At 64.5% G+C, this 18876-nt stretch carries 16 protein-coding genes; 14 read left to right on the top strand and 2 right to left on the bottom strand.

What is annotated here, in order from left to right; translation table 11 throughout:
- Positions 1–25 precede the first annotated feature (25 nt).
- Positions 26–1138 (bottom strand): PilT/PilU family type 4a pilus ATPase, encoded by a 1113-nt coding sequence (locus AB4Y64_RS12880; RefSeq protein WP_441816855.1) that lies wholly within the window; start codon positions 1136–1138, stop codon positions 26–28.
- A 113-nt stretch (positions 1139–1251) separates the two neighbouring features.
- On the opposite strand from AB4Y64_RS12880, the gene AB4Y64_RS12875 reads away from it, so the two are divergent.
- The 5 genes from AB4Y64_RS12875 (at position 1252) to AB4Y64_RS12855 (ending at position 5615) form a co-directional block, all read left to right on the top strand.
- A complete protein-coding gene (locus tag AB4Y64_RS12875) occupies positions 1252–1629 on the top strand; it encodes a DUF4398 domain-containing protein (protein WP_441816854.1) in 378 nt (125 codons plus the stop codon).
- Entirely contained in the window at positions 1626–2507 is an 882-nt protein-coding gene (locus AB4Y64_RS12870; RefSeq protein WP_441816853.1) for an OmpA family protein, read from the top strand. The genes AB4Y64_RS12875 and AB4Y64_RS12870 overlap by 4 nt, the downstream gene beginning before the upstream one ends.
- A 415-nt stretch (positions 2508–2922) precedes the next feature.
- Positions 2923–3141, top strand: a complete 219-nt coding sequence (locus AB4Y64_RS12865) for a YdcH family protein (protein ID WP_158733494.1) — start codon at positions 2923–2925, stop codon at positions 3139–3141.
- Positions 3142–3279: 138 nt separating this feature from the next.
- Positions 3280–4656: a pyridoxal-phosphate dependent enzyme gene (locus tag AB4Y64_RS12860; protein WP_441816852.1), complete on the top strand. Its 1377-nt coding sequence runs from the start codon at positions 3280–3282 to the stop codon at positions 4654–4656.
- Positions 4653–5615, top strand: coding sequence for a 2OG-Fe(II) oxygenase family protein (locus AB4Y64_RS12855; protein WP_441816851.1), 963 nt, complete (start codon positions 4653–4655; stop codon positions 5613–5615). Before AB4Y64_RS12860 ends, AB4Y64_RS12855 begins: the two co-directional genes overlap by 4 nt.
- A 37-nt stretch (positions 5616–5652) precedes the next feature.
- Here the strand turns inward: AB4Y64_RS12855 and AB4Y64_RS12850 are convergent, their stop codons facing one another.
- Positions 5653–6666: a hypothetical protein gene (locus AB4Y64_RS12850; RefSeq protein ID WP_441816850.1), complete on the bottom strand. Its 1014-nt coding sequence runs from the start codon at positions 6664–6666 to the stop codon at positions 5653–5655.
- Between the two features lie 52 nt (positions 6667–6718).
- Between AB4Y64_RS12850 and AB4Y64_RS12845 the strand changes: the two genes are divergently transcribed.
- The 9 genes from AB4Y64_RS12845 to AB4Y64_RS12805 all read left to right on the top strand — a co-directional run bounded on the left by AB4Y64_RS12845 (position 6719) and on the right by AB4Y64_RS12805 (position 18873).
- Positions 6719–7900 (top strand): cystathionine gamma-synthase, encoded by a 1182-nt coding sequence (locus AB4Y64_RS12845; protein WP_441816849.1) that lies wholly within the window; start codon positions 6719–6721, stop codon positions 7898–7900.
- 1 nt (position 7901) lies between these two features.
- Positions 7902–9320, top strand: a complete 1419-nt coding sequence (locus AB4Y64_RS12840) for a glycosyltransferase (protein WP_441816848.1) — start codon at positions 7902–7904, stop codon at positions 9318–9320.
- A gap of 124 nt (positions 9321–9444) precedes the next feature.
- Positions 9445–10194 carry an ABC transporter permease gene (locus AB4Y64_RS12835; RefSeq protein WP_441816847.1) on the top strand — a complete coding sequence of 250 codons (750 nt, stop codon included), beginning with the start codon at positions 9445–9447 and terminating at the stop codon, positions 10192–10194.
- Between the two features lie 44 nt (positions 10195–10238).
- Positions 10239–11633, top strand: a complete 1395-nt coding sequence (locus tag AB4Y64_RS12830; RefSeq protein WP_441816846.1) for an ABC transporter ATP-binding protein — start codon at positions 10239–10241, stop codon at positions 11631–11633.
- 21 nt (positions 11634–11654) lie between these two features.
- Entirely contained in the window at positions 11655–12398 is a 744-nt protein-coding gene (locus tag AB4Y64_RS12825; protein WP_441816845.1) for a sulfotransferase domain-containing protein, read from the top strand.
- Positions 12391–13236 (top strand): class I SAM-dependent methyltransferase, encoded by an 846-nt coding sequence (locus AB4Y64_RS12820; protein WP_441816844.1) that lies wholly within the window; start codon positions 12391–12393, stop codon positions 13234–13236. Before AB4Y64_RS12825 ends, AB4Y64_RS12820 begins: the two co-directional genes overlap by 8 nt.
- A 17-nt stretch (positions 13237–13253) precedes the next feature.
- A complete protein-coding gene (locus tag AB4Y64_RS12815) occupies positions 13254–15059 on the top strand; it encodes a methyltransferase domain-containing protein (RefSeq protein WP_441816843.1) in 1806 nt (601 codons plus the stop codon).
- Positions 15056–17566, top strand: a complete 2511-nt coding sequence (locus AB4Y64_RS12810) for a glycosyltransferase (RefSeq protein WP_441816842.1) — start codon at positions 15056–15058, stop codon at positions 17564–17566. Before AB4Y64_RS12815 ends, AB4Y64_RS12810 begins: the two co-directional genes overlap by 4 nt.
- Complete coding sequence (locus tag AB4Y64_RS12805; RefSeq protein WP_441816841.1) at positions 17563–18873, top strand: glycosyltransferase family 2 protein; 1311 nt, start codon at positions 17563–17565, stop codon at positions 18871–18873. Before AB4Y64_RS12810 ends, AB4Y64_RS12805 begins: the two co-directional genes overlap by 4 nt.
- Positions 18874–18876: the final 3 nt, after the last annotated feature.

Raw genomic sequence — 18876 nt, 5'->3', positions numbered from 1 at the left:
GCTGGCCCCTGCATCGCGACGGCGGTTACTGCGTAACCGCGTCGTAGACCTCGGCGTAGGGGTCGTGTTCGCCGGTGGCGCCCTCGGACAGGCGGAACTTCAGCGACAGGCCTTCGCGCGAGTCGGCGGCCTTGAGCGCTTCCTCCATGTCGATCCGGCCTTCCTTGTGGAGGCGGAACAGGCACTGGTCGAACGACTCCATGCCTTCCTCCAGCGAGGCCTCCATCGCTTGCTTGATCTCGTGCACCTGGCCGCGGCGCATCAGGTCGCGCACGTGCGGGGTGTTGATCAGCACTTCGGCCGCCGGAAGGCGACGGCCGTCGCTGCCGACCACCAGGCGCTGGCTGACCACCGCGCGCAGGTTCAGCGCCAGGTTCATCAGCACGTTCTTGTGCGCGGCCTCGGGGAAGAAGTTGAGGATGCGCTCGAGCGTCTGGTCGGCGTTGTTGGAGTGCAGCGTGGCCAGGCACAGGTGACCGGTTTCGGCGAAGGCGATCGCCGCTTCCATCGTGGTCGCGTCGAGGATTTCGCCGATCAGGATCACGTCCGGCGCCTCACGCATCGCGTTTTTGAGCGCGTTGTGGAAGGCGTGCGTGTCGAGACCGACTTCGCGCTGGTTGACGATCGATTTCTTGTGCTTGTGCAGGTACTCGATGGGGTCCTCGATGGTGAGGATGTGCCCGGAGATATTGCTGTTGCGGTAGTCGATCATCGACGCCAGGGTGGTCGACTTGCCCGAGCCGGTGGAGCCGACGATCAACACCAGGCCACGCGGGGCCATGATGATGTCCTTGAGCACCTGCGGCAGCTGCAGTTCCTCGATCGACGGGATCACGCTGCGGATGGCGCGGATCACCATGCCGACTTCGCCGCGCTGCTTGAACACGTTGATGCGGAAGCGGCCGGCTTCGGGCAGGGCCAGGGCCATGTTCAATTCGAGGTCGCGCTCGAACAGGGGCACCTGGCCCTCGTCCATCAGCGAATAGGCGATCTTCTTGACCATGCCCGGGGGCAGCCCGGTGTTGCCCAACGGGTACAGGCGGCCTTCGACCTTGATGTACACCGGTGCGCCAGTCGTCAGGAACATGTCCGACGCATTCTTTTCCGTCATCAGCTTCAAGAAATAGCCGATGTCCATACTGCAACCCCTTTTGTGACCCATGGCAGGGTCGCAACAGCGTGTACCGTTGCAACCTCGCCAGCGGCTTCCGACAATGGCCGGGCATCAAACCACAAGGCACGGCCTCCCCAATGCGCCCAAGCTTCGCACAAATCCGATTTCATCTGCTGGCAGCAGTTCTCGCTTCCGCACTCTCCGCCTGCGCCTCGCTGCCGCCACCGACCAGTGAGCTGGCTGCCGCCCGCCAGGCGGTGACCCGGGCCGAGGGCGCCGACGCCGACCAGTACGCACCGCAGGACCTCGGCGTGGCGCGCAACGGCCTGAGCCAGGCCCAGTCGGCGATGAGCTCCGGGGACGAGGACGCCGCGCGCAGGTTCGCGCTCGCCGCCGCGGCCGATGCCGACCTGGCCTGGGCCAAGAGCCGCGAGGCCCTGGCCACGGCCGAGCTCAACCAGCGCAAGGGCGAAGTCACGCAACTGCGCCAGCGCCTGCAGGGAGAGCAGCCATGAGCCGCCTGTCCCTTCTGGGCCTGGCCCTGGTGGCGGCGCTGGCCTCCGCCTCGGCCGTCGCGGCCGACAATCCCGACGCCGCCAGGCTGTCGCAGCGCCTGACCGCGCTCGATTCCGACCCGGTGCTCAACCCGTTTGCCGCCTACGAGCGGCTGACGGCGCGGCAGGCGGTCGACGCCCTCAACCAGGCGTCCAGCCGCGAGCGCGCCGCTGCCCTGTACGTCGCCGAGCGCCGCGTGCAGGTGGCCGAGGCAATCGCCCGCACCGATTCGATGCAGCGTGAGATCGACCGGCTCGATCGCGAGCGCAGCGAACTGCTGGTCGAAGCCAGCCGCCAGGACGCCGCCCGCGCCCGCGCCGAGACCGAACGCCTGCGCCTGCAGGCGCAGATGCAGGCCGAGGAAGCCGAGCGCCTGCGCGTGCAGAGCGAGGCCGACGCGGCATCGCTGCAGGATGTGGAGACCGCCCTCAAGGGCGTCGCCGGCGCCCAGACCGCACGCCTCAATGCCGCCCGCGACCGCGAAGCCAAACTCGCCCGCGAAGAAGCAGAACTGACCACCGGTGGCAAGCTTCCGAGCGCCAAGCGCGACAGCCGCGGCGAGGTCTTCGGCCTGGCCAAGGACAGTTTCGCCGCGGGCAAGGCGACCCTGAGCGGCGGCGGCGACACCACCGTGCGGACCGTGGCGGCCTATGCGCAGGCCTCCTCGTCGCCGGCGCTGAAGGTCGAGGCCACCGGCAGCGACGCCAAGCTGGCCCAGCGCCGGGCCGACGCGGTGCGCGATGCGCTGGTCGCCGGCGGCGTTCCGGCCGGCAAGGTCCAGGCCACCGGTCGCAGCGGCAAGGGCGACCGCGTCGACGTCGTCGTGCAGTCCAAGTAACGCGACGAAATAACGGAAAATCAACCGCTTGGCGTCGTCCGGACGGCGCCAGGCGGGCGTGGCGAAACTGACTGCGACACGGTGCGCGATACCGCCAGACAAGGCCTTGCCGACCGCAAAACGGAGGAGTAGGGTCGGATACCCAAGCGGCCTGTTTTCCGCTTGGCGATGAGCCAGGTCGATGACGCCAACACCGATTGCGCAGGATCCAGCCGCCCCACGCTTGATGGTGGTCGGCCTGTGTGAAGCCGGCGATGTCCACGTCCAGACCGCTCAGTCCGATTCCGTAATCCAGTACCCCCACGACCCCGCTGCGCCCTGGTCCCACGACCGGGGCGTTTTCATTTGCGGGGCCTTCCGCATGGTCCGTGGCCGCCCGGCCACGGGTTCCCGAAACAGCTGAAGGAGGCTTTACATGTTCGAGGAACGACCGCAGCCAGAGATCGACGCGCTGATGAAGAGCAACCCGGAATTCAAGCAGCTTTATCAGCGCCACAAGGATCTCGACAAGAAGGTGATGGACGCCGAACTCGGCGTACTGCCTATCGATGACATGACGCTTGCGCAGATGAAGCGCGAAAAGCTGGCTGCGAAGGACCGCCTGGTCCGTCTCTACGACACCCAACATCACTGAGCTTCCTCACCCATTTCCTCGCCGCGGGTGGCGACTTCCTCGTCGGTCTCTCCATCCGCGTCTCCCGGAACCGGGGCGGCTGCTGGCAACGGCAGCCGCCCCGGTGCGAAGGAAAGCGGGGAGTCTTAAACTCCCCGCATGACCATCCATCAATCCGTGCTCGAACTGGTCGGCGCCACGCCGATCATCAAGGCGCAGCGCCTGGACACTGGCGTCTGCGAGCTCTTCCTCAAGCTTGAGTCGCAGAACCCGGGCGGATCCATCAAGGACCGCATCGGCCTGTCGATGATCGAGTCGGCCGAGAAGGCCGGCCGCATCAAGCCCGGCGACACCCTGGTGGAAGGCACTGCCGGCAACACCGGCATCGGCCTGGCGCTGGTGGCACAGCAGAAGGGCTACAAACTCATCCTGGTGGTCCCGGACAAGATGAGCCGGGAGAAGATCTTCAACCTCAAGGCGATGGGCGCGCAGGTCGTGCTGACCCGCTCAGATGTCGCCAAAGGCCACCCGGACTACTACCAGGACCTGGCCGAGCGCCTGGCCCGCGAGACCCCGGGCGCGTACTTCATCAACCAGTTCGGCAATCCGGACAACCCGGCCGCGCACGAGTTCGGCACCGGCCCGGAGATCCTCGAGCAGATGGCCGATGTCGGCGGCGTCGACGCGGTCGTGTTCGGCTGCGGCAGCTCGGGCACCATGACCGGCCTGTCGCGCTGCTTCGCCGAGAAGTCGCCGCACACCGAGCTGGTGCTGGCCGACCCGGTGGGTTCGATCCTCGAGGAATACATCAACCGCGGCACCATCTCGGAGAAGTCGGCCAGCTGGATGGTCGAGGGCATCGGCGAGGATTTCCTGCCGCCGATCTCCGACTTCACCCGGGTGAAAAAGGCCTATGCCATTACCGACAAGGAAAGCTTCCTCACCGCGCGCGAGCTGCTGGAGAAGGAAGGCATCCTCGGCGGCTCCTCCACCGGCACGCTGCTGGCGGCGGCACTGAAGTACTGCCGCGAGCAGACCACGCCGAAGAAGGTGCTGGTGTTCGTCTGCGACACCGGCAACAAGTACCTGTCGAAGATGTACAACGACTTCTGGATGCTGGACAACGGCTTCCTGGCGCGGCAATCGAGCGGCGACTTGCGCGACCTGATCCTGCGGCCGTACTCGCAGCGCGACACGGTGGTGGTGGGCCCCAACGATCTGCTGGTCACTGCCTACCAGCGCATGAAGCTCTATGACGTCTCACAGCTGCCGGTGATGGACGGCGACAACATCGTCGGCATCGTCGACGAGAGCGACGTGCTGCTGCATGTGTATGGCGACGAAGCGCGCTTCCGCGATCCTGTGTCGACGGCGATGGTCAGCAAGCTCGACAAGATCGACGTGAGTTCGCCGATCGAGACGCTGCTGCCGGTGTTCGACCGCGGCCACGTTGCGATCGTGGTCGACGGCGACAAGTTCCTCGGCCTGATCACCCGCATCGACCTGCTCAACTACCTGCGCCGACGCGTGCAATGAACAAGGCAGCCGAGGCGGCGGGCGAACGCTGGCTGCCGGGCGACCGCCTGCCCGACGTGCGCCTGCGCGCGCACGTCGGCAGCAGCCAGACCCTGCATGCCGAGTTCGCCGGCGCGCCGCTGTGGCTGGCGACGCCCGTCGACGAGGCGGCGGCTCGCGCGCTGCCGTCACCGCCGCCGGGTGTGGTGGCGTTGTGCGTGGGCGAGGCCATGCCGGGTGCGGCGCCGGCGCCCTGGCAGGCGTTCGCGGCCGACCCGCGCTGGTGTGCGGCGCTGGGCGTCGGCGTCCTCTGGCAGGTCGATGCCAACCTGCGCCTGCAGGCCGCGCATTCCTTGCCGGTTGCGGCGACTGTGGCGATCGCGGCCGCGCCGGCCCCGGTGCCGGAACTCTCGTGGCGGCAGACCGGGCTGATCGCGCCGGTCCTGCAGGTGCCCGACGTGTTCGAGCCCGAGCTGTGCGCGGCCCTGATCCGCCACCTCGAGGTGGACTGCGGCGGCGGTGAGGTCTCGGCGGTGCTGGTGCTCGAGGGCGGCCAGCAGCGGCTGCAGGTCGATCCGTCGATCAAGCAGCGCCGCGAAGTCATTCCGCGCGACCCCGCGCTCGAAGCGCGCATGCACGAGCGGCTGATGCGGCGGGCGTTGCCGGAAATCGCGCGCGTGTTCAATTTCGAAGTGAAGCGGCGCGATCCGTTCAAGTTGCTGGCCTATCCGCAGGACGCGGGCTACTTCCGCGCCCACCGCGACAACGAGACGCCCGATGTCGCGCACCGCAGGTTCGCGCTGTCGGTCAACCTCAACCAGGGCGATTACGCCGGCGGCGAATTCCGCTATCCGGAGTTCGGCCCGCACCGGTTCTCGCCGGCAACCGGGGCCGCGCTGGTGTTCTCGTGTTCGATGCTGCACGAGGTGCTGCCGGTCGAGAGCGGCACGCGTTACGCGATGACCACGTTCCTGGCCTGAGGCTCGGCCTTGCCCTTGCCCATCGCGGCGCAGCGCGTCAGGTGCCTGGTCGCAGACGCTCCAGCAGATCGACGGCGCCGGAGTTCCTGATCTCGCCTTCGGCCCAGGCCAGCCCCTCGGCAACGGTGTCGGCATGTTTTGCCGCCGCCGCCGCCAGTTCGCGCCGGCGCGCATCGGCATCGAAATGCACGGAATCGTCTTTCGCGTAGCGGCCGAGCAGTTTCGAGCCGGCGATCCGCTGCGGCCAGTCGGAGGGCAGCTGCAGCCCGTAGTGCGCGGCCAGGCGCGCGCTGGCGCCGGCCGGATCGGCCAGCACCCCGGCGAAATCCAGATCGAGCAGGCGCGGGGCCAGGGCGGGATCGCCGGCAAGGGTTTGCCAGCGCACCTGCTCGGCCAGCCAGGCCCGGGCGAGGCGCTCGCCGTCGGTCACCGCGGGCGTGTCGATCGGGAGCGACTGCAGGCGCAGGGATTCGGTGTCGAAGACGCCCTTGGCGAGCTGGGGGTCGCGCAGCATCGTCGCCAGCCAGGTCTGCAGGTCCACCCACAGCAGGCAGGCCTGCCCACCGCCGTCGAGCAGCGACTGGGCCATGGTCGTGACCAGGCTGGTCGGCTTGACCACCACGGCGCAGGTGTCGGCAAAGCCGCGGGCCAGCAGGGCGGTCACCGGCGCCTGCCAGGCGTCCGTTGCCGGATCGCCGCGACCATGGGCCAGGGTCAGCAGGGGCAGCGGCTCGCGCAGTCCGAGCACGCCGGGAACCAGGTCCAGCAACCGGCTCACCAGCGACGAGCCGCAGTGGCCGATGTGGAACAGCCAGTGCACCGGCAAGGCGGCGATATTGCCGGTCAGGGTTGCGTCGAGCTCCTCACGCGACAAGACCCAGCCGGAGACCTCGCGGTGCTGCATCGCCCGGCGGTCGAGGAAGCTCGCCCGCTGGTAGTCCTTCGGCTCGAAATGCAGCACCCAGGCCTGGCCCTGGGCCGGGTCGAAGGCGAACAGCGGATAGGCTGCACTGTGGCTGAAGTCGCCTGGAAGGCGCCTGGGAGCGGTCATGAGCGATGTTAGAATCGTCGGCCGCCCATGCTAGCGGAACTGGAAGGACTTGATGACCGATAGACAAGCAGGAGGCGGGGCCCGAAAGCCCGGTCTGGGAACCCTTGCGATCCACGCCGGACAGTCGCCAGACCCGACCACGGGCGCGGTGATGACGCCGATCTACGCGACCTCGACCTACGCCCAGTCCAGCCCCGGCGTGCACCAGGGGTTCGAGTACTCGCGCAGCCACAATCCGACCCGCTTCGCCTACGAGCGCTGCGTGGCCGGACTGGAAGGTGGCAGCCGCGGGTTTGCCTTCGCTTCGGGCCTGGCAGCCACCTCGACGATTCTCGAGCTGCTCGATTCGGGCAGCCACGTCATCGCGATGGATGACGTCTATGGCGGTACCTACCGCCTGTTCGAGCGCGTCCGCCGCCGCTCGGCCGGACTGGATTTCAGCTGGGTCGACCTCAGCGATGCCGCGGCCTTCGAAGCGGCGATCCGGCCCGAGACCAAGATGGTCTGGATCGAGACGCCGACCAACCCGCTGCTGAAGCTGGTGGACATCGCCCAGATCGCGGCGATCGCGCGCAAGCGCGGGTTGATCGTGGTGGTCGACAACACCTTCAGCTCGCCGATCCTGCAAAGGCCGCTCGAACTGGGCGCGCACATCGTCATGCACTCGGCGACCAAATACCTCAACGGGCACTCGGACATCGTCGGCGGCATGGCCGTGGTCGGCGAGGACGGCGAGATCGCCGAGCAGATGGGTTTCCTGCAGAACGCCATCGGTGGCGTGCAGGGCCCGTTCGACAGCTTCCTGGCGCTGCGTGGACTGAAGACGCTGCATCTGCGCATGAAGGCGCATTGCGAGAACGCGCAGGCGCTGGCGGAGTGGCTGGAAGGACACCCGGCGATCGAGAAGGTGATCTACCCGGGCCTGAAGTCGCATCCGCAGCACGAGCTGGCGAAGCGGCAGATGGATGGGTTTGGGGGGATGGTGAGCGTCTACCTCAAGGGTGGCGAAGCCGCCGCGCGCAGAATGATGGAGCGCTGCGAGCTGTTTGCCATCGCCGAGTCGCTGGGTGGCGTGGAAAGCCTGATCAACCATCCGGCGATCATGACCCATGCATCCATCCCTGCGGAACGCCGCGCCCAGCTTGGCGTCAGCGACAATCTCGTGCGACTGAGCGTTGGCGTCGAAGACTACGGGGATCTGGCTGCGGAGCTGGAAACAGCGCTCTCGTCCTGAGATGAAATTCGCGCAACAACGTGGAATCAGCAAGGATCTGCTAGCCCTCAGGATGCTCACCTGGGTGCGGGAGCATGCGTGGTTGCGGGCGGCGTATCGGATCATTCCCAAATCGTTGCGGAGTCAGGTGCGGCAGTCACTGACGGACGTTTCGGGTTCTAACGCGTCCTTCAAGCGCACGCCCGCCTGGGACAAGGTGCCGCCAGTGCGCAGCCACGACGAAATTCACGCCAGCGCTGGCGAGCACGGGAACGCGGGCGTGAACATTTACGCGTATTTCCGTGGCCAGTTCGGCCTGGCCGAGGGCGCGCGTCTGTACACCCAGGCGCTGCTGGACGAAGGCTATCCGGTCGCGCTCCATGACATCGAGCTCGATATTCCACACGGCTTCGACGACAGGACGATGGAAGGGCGCTTCGCACCCGATGCGCCGCACGAGATCCATCTGCTTTTCGTCAATCCGGATTACCTCGACGAGGCAATGGACAAAGTCGGGCGGGGCAAGTTCGATCATGGCTATGTCATGGCGTGCTGGTTCTGGGAGCTGGAACGGATTCCGGAGGCCTGGCTGCCTGCACTGGAGCGGGTCGACGAAGTCATCGTGGCGTCGACGTTCATCGAGAAAGGGTTCGAGCAGATCACGGCGAAGCCGATCTTCAAGCTGCCCATTCCAGTTGGCGAAGCCGAGGACAGCGGCTTGAGCCGCGCCGATTTCGGCCTGCGGCCCGGCGCCTTCGTCTTCCTGAGCACGTTCGATTTCAACTCGAGCGTCGAGCGAAAGAACCCGTTCGCGGCGCTGGAGGCCTTCCGGGCCGCATTCCCGCCCGAACGCCGCGACGTGCAGTTGCTGGTCAAGTCCAGCAATGGCCATCGCTACCCCGAGATGCTGCTGCGATTGCTGTCGGCGGCTGCGGCCGATCCCCGCATCGTCATCCGCGACGAGATCATCGAACGCAGGCACCTGCATGCGCTGCAGCGCTGCGTGGATGCCTACGTATCGCTCCACCGCGCTGAAGGTTTTGGTCTGGGGATGGCCGAAAGCATGCGCCTTGGCAAGCCGGTCGTCGCTACGGGCTGGTCCGGCAATACCGAATTCATGAGCGACCAAGACAGTTGCCTGGTCGGCTACCGCCTGCTGCCGCTGGCCCAGGACCAATACCCCTTCTGGGAGGGCCAGCGCTGGGCAGAACCAGACATCGCGCAAGCGGCCGGATACATGCGGCGGCTGGTTGACGAGCCGGAATACGCTGCTGCCGTCGGCGCGAGGGCGGCTGCACGGGTCAGACAGACGCTCTCGCCGCACGCTGTAGCAACGCGCCTGGCCTCGAGGCTGGATCAGATCCGGCTCGGGCGCGACGGCTCTCACCCACCAGGCGGGGCCCGGGACGTGAAAGCCGGTCGCCTTGCGCCGGACAGATAGCATTCGCGCGCCCCGCTCAGATCTAGAACATAGACAGGAAACCATGAGATCCAATTCGAACCATCCCGCCGGTATCGGCGAGCTATTCGGCAGCCTGTGGCGCAATCGCGAACTGGTGGTGAGGATGGCCAAGCGCGACGTCATCGGCCGCTATAGCGGCTCGGTGCTCGGACTGGCGTGGTCATTCTTCAATCCGCTGTTGATGCTGGCCGTATACACATTCGTGTTTTCGGTAGTGTTCAAGGCCCGCTGGGGCGAAGGCGTGTCCGACAGCAGGACCCAGTTTGCGATGCTGCTGTTCACCGGCATGATCGTGCACGGCCTGTTCGCCGAGTGCCTCAACCGCGCGCCGACACTGATCCTTTCCAACGCGAATTACGTCAAGAAGGTGATCTTTCCGCTGGAAATCCTCCCGTGGATTTCATTTGGCTCGGCGCTGTTTCATGCCGCCATCAGCCTGCTTGTGCTCCTGCTCGTGCAGTTGACGATCAACCAGCAGCTGCCCTGGACGGCAGTGTTGTTTCCGCTGGTGCTGGTTCCCTTGATGCTGGCGACCATGGGGTTGAGCTGGTTCGTCGCCTCGCTGGGCGTCTACATCCGAGACGTGGGGCAGGTCACGGCGGTGTTCACGATGATCCTGCTTTTCATGTCGGGCATCTTCTATCCGATCAGCGCCCTGCCGGAAGCGTATCAGTCGTGGATGCGCCTGAATCCGCTCACCTACATCATCGAGGAGGGGCGCAACACGTTGCTGCTGGGGAAGGTGCCCGATTTCCAGACGCTCGGCCTGTTCACCGCCGTGGCGCTGCTCGTCGCGTGGATCGGGTTCTTCTCGTTCCAGCGCAGCCGCAAGGGATTCGCCGATGTGGTCTGAAAATTCAGCTCGATGCGGCCACGGGTGGATGAACGGAGATCACGATGTCTGAAGAGTTTGCGATCGCGGTACGTGACGTATCGAAGTGCTACCAGGTCTACGAACAGCCGGGCGACCGGCTCAAGCAGGCCATCTATCCGCGCCTTCAGCGCGGCCTGGGTGCCGAGCAGCGCAAGTATTTCCGTGAGTTCTGGGCGCTGAGGAACGTGTCCTTGACCGTGCGTCCCGGCGAAACGATGGGCATCATCGGTCGCAATGGCTCGGGCAAGTCCACGCTCCTGCAGCTCATTTGCGGCACGCTGGCGCCCACCGCTGGCGAGGTCGAGACCAATGGCCGCGTCGCGGCGCTGCTCGAGTTGGGTTCGGGTTTCAACCCCGAGTTCACAGGCCGCGAGAATGTCTTCATGAACGGCGCAGTGCTGGGCCTGACCGACCAGGAGATCGCCGATCGTTTCGACCGCATCGTCGAGTTCTCCGAGATCGGCGACTTCATCGACCAGCCGGTCAAGACCTACTCCAGCGGCATGTTCATGCGGTTGGCCTTTGCGGTCCAGGCGCATATCGATGCATCGATCGTCGTCATCGACGAAGCGCTGACGGTGGGCGACGTGTTCTTCCGGCAGAAGTGCTACGCACGGTTGGAGCAGTTGCGCGATGCGGGCGCGGCGATCCTGCTGGTATCGCATTCGATGCCGGATATCGAGCAGCTTTGCGAACGAGCGATCCTGCTCGACCACGGGAACACACGATTCATCGGTCCTTCGGGCGACGCGGCCAAGCATTACTACCTGCTGCATCAGCCTCAGCGGCCTGAGGCGGCGATGATCGAGGCGGCCGACGAAGTCGAGACTGAAATGCCGTCGCCCTTGCCCAGCGCCGTGGAGGCCAACCGCCCTGCCGACAATGCCTTCCTGGACATCTCGGACAAGGTGCAGGTGAGCGATGGGCGGGCGCGTTGCACCGGAGTGGCGATCCTCGATGAGCGAGGGGCTGCGCGGCTCAATTTCAAGCAGCACGAGCGCGCATTCTTCTACTTCGAGTTCGAGGTCGACGGCGATATCGGCGTGCCGGTATGCGGAATGACGATCAGCAACGAGCGCGGAGTGATCGTCCATGGGAAGAACAACCTCCAGTATGCCGACGTGGCGCCTGTCACCACCTCGCGCACGCGTCGCGTTTCCTGTTACCAGGAAATTTCCCTGAACCTTGCGGCAGGCGATTACACGTTCCAGATCGGCTTGGCCAGCACGAGCCGGGAAGACTGGGACAACCGCGTGCGAATGCCGTACGAAGCTGAATTGGGCTTTGTGTCAAGGATCTGCCATATTTCAAATGCCGGAACGTTTTCGGTGCGAATGGGAACGAGAAATGGTGTGTCGTTCCTGACGCATCACGGGATTGCGGATCTACCGGGTGAGATCATCGTCCATGTGGGCTAGGCGCCTATCGGCGGGAACTCAATGAGTACGCCAGTGCTCACCAGGCCCATCGTGGTTTCGGAGTTTCCGAAATCCGGGGGATCCTGGATCGTCTCGCTGCTGGGAGCCGCCTTGCAGGTTCCTTGCCGGGATCTCTATGTGCGGCCGGGATTCGATCTGTTCGACATCAGCAGCCACCCCTGGTACCGCGATGTTGAGGCCCCCGACTTCCCTGTCGCCAGCGTCATCAAGAGTCAGGAGCTGCCGGGTTCGACGGCCGTGGACTTCGATGCCACCTTCGTACATCTGGTGCGGGACGGCAGGGACGTAGTGACCTCGAAATTCTTCTTCGAAAGGGATTTCTGCGTGAAGAATGGAATTTCCGCGTCATTCGACGAGGCGTTTGGCACGTACTCCGAGCGCCAGGCCCGAGAGTGGGCCGCTTATGTGGATGCCTGGAAGAGACAGAAGGACGTCCCCACAATCCGCTACGAGTCGTTTCTGGCCGATCCGGTGCGGTCGGTGGGGGCGCTCGTCGAAACGTTGACTGGCAGTTCGCACCGGATCGAGTATCTGGAGGCCGTGGTTCAACGGTTTGCCCGGGAGCGGTTCGCCGATTCGCTGGCCTCGACGTTCAAATACAACACGTTCGTCCGCAGGGGTGTTTCGGGCGACTGGCAGAATCATTTCTCGAACGAGGTCCTGGCGGCGTTTCTTGCGGCGGCCGGACAAGCGTTGGAAGCATTCGGCTACTCGTCCGAACCGAATGGAGATCTGAATGCGTGAAATGATCCTAACCTCGCAGTCGGTACTTGAAGGATACGACGCGGTCTGCGAGCTCTACGCTTACGTCCCTCCCATGAGTCACTGGCGTGCGTGGGAGTTCGGCGCGTACGCGCATTTCAGCCTGAGCGGCCGGGTCCTGGACGTGGGTTGCGGCGATGGCCGCTACTTCAGCCTCGTCTGGCCGAATGTAGACGATGTCACCGGCGTGGAGCGCGACGAAGGTGTCGCCGACGCGGGAGTGCGCAGTGGCGTGTATAAGGCCGTGCACGTTGCAAACGCCCATGAAATACCCGAGCCCGATGAGTCATTCGACCATGCCTTTGCCAACTGCTCGCTCGAGCATATGGATCAGCTGGACGAGGTCCTTGCCGAGATCCTTCGGTGCATCAAGCCCGGAGGCACGCTGTTGTGCAGCGTGGTAACGGATCGATTCCTGCACTGGAATCTGTTGCCGAACCTGCTGCAGTCGGCGGGTCACCAGGATGCATCCCAATCAATGGTGAGGCAGTTCCTCGACTTCCACAATCTTGTCAATCCGTTGTCGGTGGATGACTGGAGGCGGCGCTTCGAGTCGGCCGGATTCGCGCCGGAAGTCCATGTTCCGATCCTCCCCCAATGGAACTGCGGGATGTTCCTGCTGATGGATTGCCTCTGGCACGTACGAAGGCAAGGGGGCGGAGAGTTGGGCGATATCATCCACGCATCCCTTTCGGGTAACTCCAACTTCCCCGGGGGCTTCCGCACCATGCTGGCAGGTCTCATGGAGATGGAGTCCGATTGGCGCAACTGCGGCGGTGCCGTATTTCAAGTCCGCAAACCTTTACGGGTCATCGAATGAACTCGACTAATGTGCCAATGAGTGCGGTCAGATCGGACTGCTGGTGCGGTGCGAGTTCCTTCAGGGAATTCGGCCCGGACTATCTGGAGTGCACGACCTGCGGGACGCTCGTTTCGCAGAAGGGCTTGTCGAGCGACGAGCTTGTCGTGGTTGACGACGAATCGGACTTCTACGGTAAGAACTACTGGCTCGATCACCAGTCGGCGGAACTCGATCAGCCCGACATCAACGCGAGGACGCGCACCGACCTGCCGGAGCGGAACCTCTACTGGCTGCGAACGTTGCTCAAGTACCGGGTGCCATCCGCTCGCGCGGTAGAACTTGGTTGCGCCCATGGAAGCTTCGTCGCACTGATGAAGCAATGCGGTTTTCAAGCCTCCGGCGTGGAAATGAGCCCATGGGTCGTGGAGTTGGGCAAGAAGACCTTCGGAATCGACATCGAGCTGGGTCCGGTCGAGAACCTCGACATCGAGCCGGGAAGCATCGACGTGATCGCAATGATGGACGTCATGGAGCACCTTCCGGATCCGGTGGCGACCATGTCCCACTGCCTGAGCCTGTTGAAGCCTGATGGCATCCTGCTTATACAGATGCCCGAGTTCAGGGAAGGGATGCAGTTCGAAACGCTAGTCGAATCGAAGTCGTCATTCATGGAGCAGCTGAAGGAAGACGAGCACCTCTACCTCTACAGCAAGCGGTCTGCCGTCGAGTTCTTCCATCGGCTCGGCGCCGACCACGTCGCCTTCGAACCCGCGGTCTTCGCCCACTACGACATGTGTATCGTCGTCAGCCGGTCGCCCCTGCAGGTCAACGACCAGGCGCGGATCGATGCCTCGCTGCTGGCGACGCCCCAAGGGCGCATTGGCCTGGCGCTGCTCGACATGAAGGACCGGTACGATCGCGCGCCCGTCCTGGAATCGGAGATCGGCGCGCTGCATCAGCAGCTGCAGGAGCTCTATGTGCGTGCGGATGCGTTCTCGAATGAGCGCAACCTCGCCCGGGCGCAACTGGCCGACCTGCAGGGCCACTTCGAAGAGGCCGAGCGCGACCGGGCTGATCGCTGGGTCGTCATCCAGTCGCAGGGCGCGCGCATCTCCGAGCTCGAAGGACAGATTCACCAAAGGATCCAGGACCTCAACGATGCCCATGCGCGGATAAAGCCGTATACCCCCGCGGAATGGGAGACCCACCCCGCCCAGGCACAGCTGCTGGAGTTGCAGGGGCACCTGGCCGCGGTCGAGCGCGACCGGGCCGACCGTGGGGCATTGATAGAGGCACAGGGTCGGCAGATATCCGAACTGGAAGCAATGCACCACGCCCGGCTGGAGGAGCTCAACGCGTTGTATGCGGGCAATGGCGCGGCCGCGGCCATCGTGCATGCGCATCTCGAGGAAATGGAGGCCCGCTACGTCGCTGCAGAACGCGACCGGCACGACCGTGGCGCGGTCATCGAAGACCAGGGCCAGCGTATTGCCGAGCTTGAGGGGCAGCTGCATGTGCGCCTTGGTGAACTATCCGGGCTGTATGCCCAGCTCGAGGAAGTCCTGCGAAAGTTTGCGCAGGTCGAGCAGGACCGGTGCGATCGCGCTGCTGTCATCCAGGCGCAGGGTCAACGGGTATCGGAACTGGAAGGCGAAGTGCACCGCCGCCTGCAGGAGTTGAACGGGCTGTATCCTGCGCTGGATTCCGAGCGCGCGAGGGCGGCACAACTCGAGTCGTTGCATGCGAACTTCCAGGCGGAGGTATGCAGAAGGGATGCCGAACTGGAAGCGTTGCGGCAGCGCTGGTGGTGGAAACTGGGGAGTTTCTTCAAAGTACTATGAGCAAAGCGAACGAAAAGCCGGGTGCGCTTGTCCTGACGACGGACCTGCCGTACTTCCCGGGGAAGATGGGGGTCGACTATTTCAACCTGCGCCACCTGGCGCAGCACTACCGGGTGGGCGTCGTCGCGCCCTGCTACGACAGTTTTCCCGCGCAGGGCGTTGCGAACCTCGAGTCATTCCTGAGCGGGTCGTACTTCTGGCCGCGCCCGCCGGCGCCGGTAGTGACAATGCTTGCGGAGGAACCCCGCGCGCAACTGCGTGGATGGGTGCACCGGGTGCCCGGCCGGGTCCGGCACTGGCTGTACCGTCGCCTGTTGAAGCTCGAAGGGCGGCCAGCCGATACGCTCGAAAAGCTCTGCATACTGTCCAATTGCGCGCCACAGTTGCTCCATGCAATCAACGGTGGCCACTGGCAAGCAGTGGTTCTCATCCAGACAAATATCGAGCCATGGATGGACTACCTGCCGCCGATGGGGGGCAAGGTGGTGTACTTCCACGACGTTCGCGCCGACTACTTCAATCGTGCAATTGCCACGCCGGGACGCCAGCCAGTCAGCGCAGCCGAGGTTGCGGCGGTCCATCAGCAGGAACAAAAGGTCGTCGATCGAGCCGACGTGGTTGGGTTTGTGTCCGCGCTGGACCAGGAGCGCGCCAGCAAGCTCTTCACCATGCGCGCCGAATCGGGCGTCGCCGCCATTTCGGTTGACACCGAGTACTACACGCCTCCCGACCCGGCCTGGCCACGCGATGGGCGTCGGATCGTGTTGTTCACCGGCCATCTCGCCCATCCCCCCAACGTCGATGCCGTCCTCTACTTCCTGAAGGAGATATGGCCGAAGGTGCTGGAGCAGGCGCCGGACGCCGTGTTCCAGGCGGTGGGCATGGTCCCAGCGGAGGCGCTGAAAAGCGCGATGGCCGAGACCCGGCAGTGCGAACTCCACGCCAACGTGCCCGACATCCGTCCCTATTTCTGGAATGCGAGCGCCTACATCGTTCCGATGCGCTACGGCGGTGGCGTTCGCCAGAAGATCTTCGAAGCGTGGTCGATGCAGGTCCCGGTCGTCTGCACGACAATGGCCGCGGAGGGCACGGGCGCCGTCGACGGCATCCAGTGCTATCTGCACGATGATCCCTCCAGGTTCGCCGGCCAGCTCGTCGAAGCGCTTACCGAGCCTGCATCCTGCGCCAACGTCGTGGCGACCGCCAAGCAATACCTGCAGGCCAACAACTCCATTCCCGCTGCTGCACCAGGCTTCCAGAAGCTTGTGGACAAGGCCGTCCGGATCAAGGAGCGCAAGCCGTTCAAGCTCCTGTTCGACCTGCGCTGGATGGAGCTCGGCCACGCAGGCGGCATCGAGCAGGCCACCTATGAGCTGGTCTCGGCAATCGGGCAGGTCGACCGTCGCAACGAGTACCGGGTGCTGGCACCGCGCAGCGCCTGCTGCGAATGGAGTTTCCCGCCGGAATTCAAGATCAGGACGCATTACTCGGATCACGCCGAGCGCGAAACCGAGGCGCTGCGTTCGTTGCTGGTGAATGGTCTGGGCGAGAGTGTCGGCAGGTCGCCGATCCTCAACACCGCCATGCGCAACCTCGCCAACTACCGGCGCCTGGATTTCGACATGGTGCACTCCGTGGCGGGCTATACCCATCCCGATCTCCTCGGGTTTCCGGGAATCCTGACGATCAACGATCTGCAGCATCTCCACTACCCGGAGTTCTTCACGCCGGAGCAGTACGAGGAGCGCGAGCTTCTGTATCGCACCTCGGCCGAACGCGCGAGCCACATCATCTGCATCTCGGAGTTCACTCGCCAAGACGTGCATCGCCAGTACGGCGTGCCGCTGGAGAAGATGACGACGATCTGGATCATTCCCAGTCGCAACGTCTGGCAGGCAATCGCGCCGGCAAAGCGCACGCAATTACTGGCTGCGCTTGGAATCGACACGCCGTTCCTGTTCTTCCCGGCGCACTGTTGGCCGCACAAGAACCATGCGCGCCTGATCGATGCCTTCAGTCGCGCCATGGACCGGTTGCCCCGTGACGTGAAGCTGGTGCTGACCGGAGGTGCCTTCCCGGCGGATCATCCGGCGGCAACGATGATTCGCGAGCGTAGCCTGGAGTCGCGGATCGTGCACTTGGGTTACCGCTCGCCGCTGGAGATCCGAGCCCTGTTCCAGGGCTGCCTGGCACTGGTGTTCCCGTCGTTGTTCGAGGGCTACGGCATGCCCGTGGCCGAAGCGATCATCGCCGGCAAACCGGTCCTGTGCTCGAACGCGACCTCCTTGCCCGAAATCGCCGGCGATGCCGCGCTGACCTTCGACCCGAAGGAGGTCGACGCCATCAGCGATGCCCTCGTCGAGATCACCACGAAGCCCGAACTGCGTGCCGAATTGAGCGAGGCCGCGCTCCGTCGCAGGGGCCTGTTCGCGTCACGGCGCAGCGCCGTGCAAACCCTCTCTGTCTATCAGCGCGTCTACAACGAGCTATACGGTGCGAATTCATGAGCAACCTGCCGACCATCTCGATCGTGGTCCCGTCCTTCAACCAGGGGCAGTACCTGCGCGAGACCCTGCAAAGCCTGGTCGACCAGGAGTACCCCGCACTGGAAGTGATCATCCAGGATGGCGGTTCTCGCGACGATTCGGTGGCGATCGCGCAGGAGTTCGTGCAGGCATATCCGGGCGTGTTCAGGCTGTTCGCGGAGAAGGACGACGGCCAGGCCGACGCGCTGAATCGCGGCTTCCGTCGCGCGACCGGCACCATCCTGGGTTTCCTGAATTCCGATGACACGCTGTATCCGCGGGTGCTCCATAGCGTCGCGCGCGAGATCGATCCGTCGCGTGACCGCCATGTGGTCATGGGGCGCAGTCTGTTCACCGGAGTGAACTCACGTTATGTCGGCGTCGAGCACCCGGCGGAGTACATTTCGCACTTCGAGCACCTGGCGATCTGGAAGCGTGGCTACAACACGATCCCGCAGCCGTCGGTGTTCTGGCACAAGGAGGTCAGCGAGCGCTGCGGCCTGCTCGACGTCAACGAACACCACGCCCTCGATTACGATTTGTTCTGCCGTTTCAGTCGTCACTACTGGATCCACAAGGTCGACGAGCTGTGGAGCACCTATCGCATGCACGACGAATCAAAGTCGGCGCAGCGAACAGAAGCGGAAGTGCTGGAGTTGTCGATCGGGGTCAGCAGGAAGCATTGGGGCAGCTGGCTGTCGCCGCTCCGGTGGCGCTGCGAGCTGTCGCACTGGGCCTATCGAAAGCACTTCAGCGACCATGCCCGCCATCACGCGCGCCGGGCGGAGCAGGCGTTCAGGCAGCGCAAGCTGTTGTCGGCGATGTGGGAGCTGCTCATGACTACGCTGTACTCGCCGAAGATGGCGCGGGACCGGTTGGTCTATGGATGGTTGTCGCAACGCGTGCCAGGTCTCCTGCGAAAGGTCGTGACCAGGGACACCAGTTTCCATGGCCAGCACAACGATGGCTGGATCGGTCCGAGCTTCATCGCCCAACTGGAGATCCCGGGCGACGCGCAGACGCTGCAGTACCGCCTGGAGCACGTGCCACAGGTGCGACATGACCGGTTTGAGGTCCAGCTGCTCGTGGAAGGTACCGTGGCGGACCGTCGCTTGCTCGATGATCCTGGGCAGTTCAGATTGGCTGCCGACGTGAGTGGTCTGCAGGGACAGCGGGTCCACGTCGAGATCAAGAGCGGCTCGTATTTCATTCCACGCGAGATCATGGGGCTCGATGACAACCGCGAGCTCTCGATCAAGCTCAACGAGGTCAGGTTCGATCACATCTGAGGT

The organism is Lysobacter sp. TAF61, assembly GCF_052113485.1.
In the GTDB taxonomy this organism is placed as follows: Bacteria; Pseudomonadota; Gammaproteobacteria; order Xanthomonadales; family Xanthomonadaceae; genus Lysobacter_J.
This window is presented reverse-complemented; position numbering and strand designations above follow the sequence as displayed.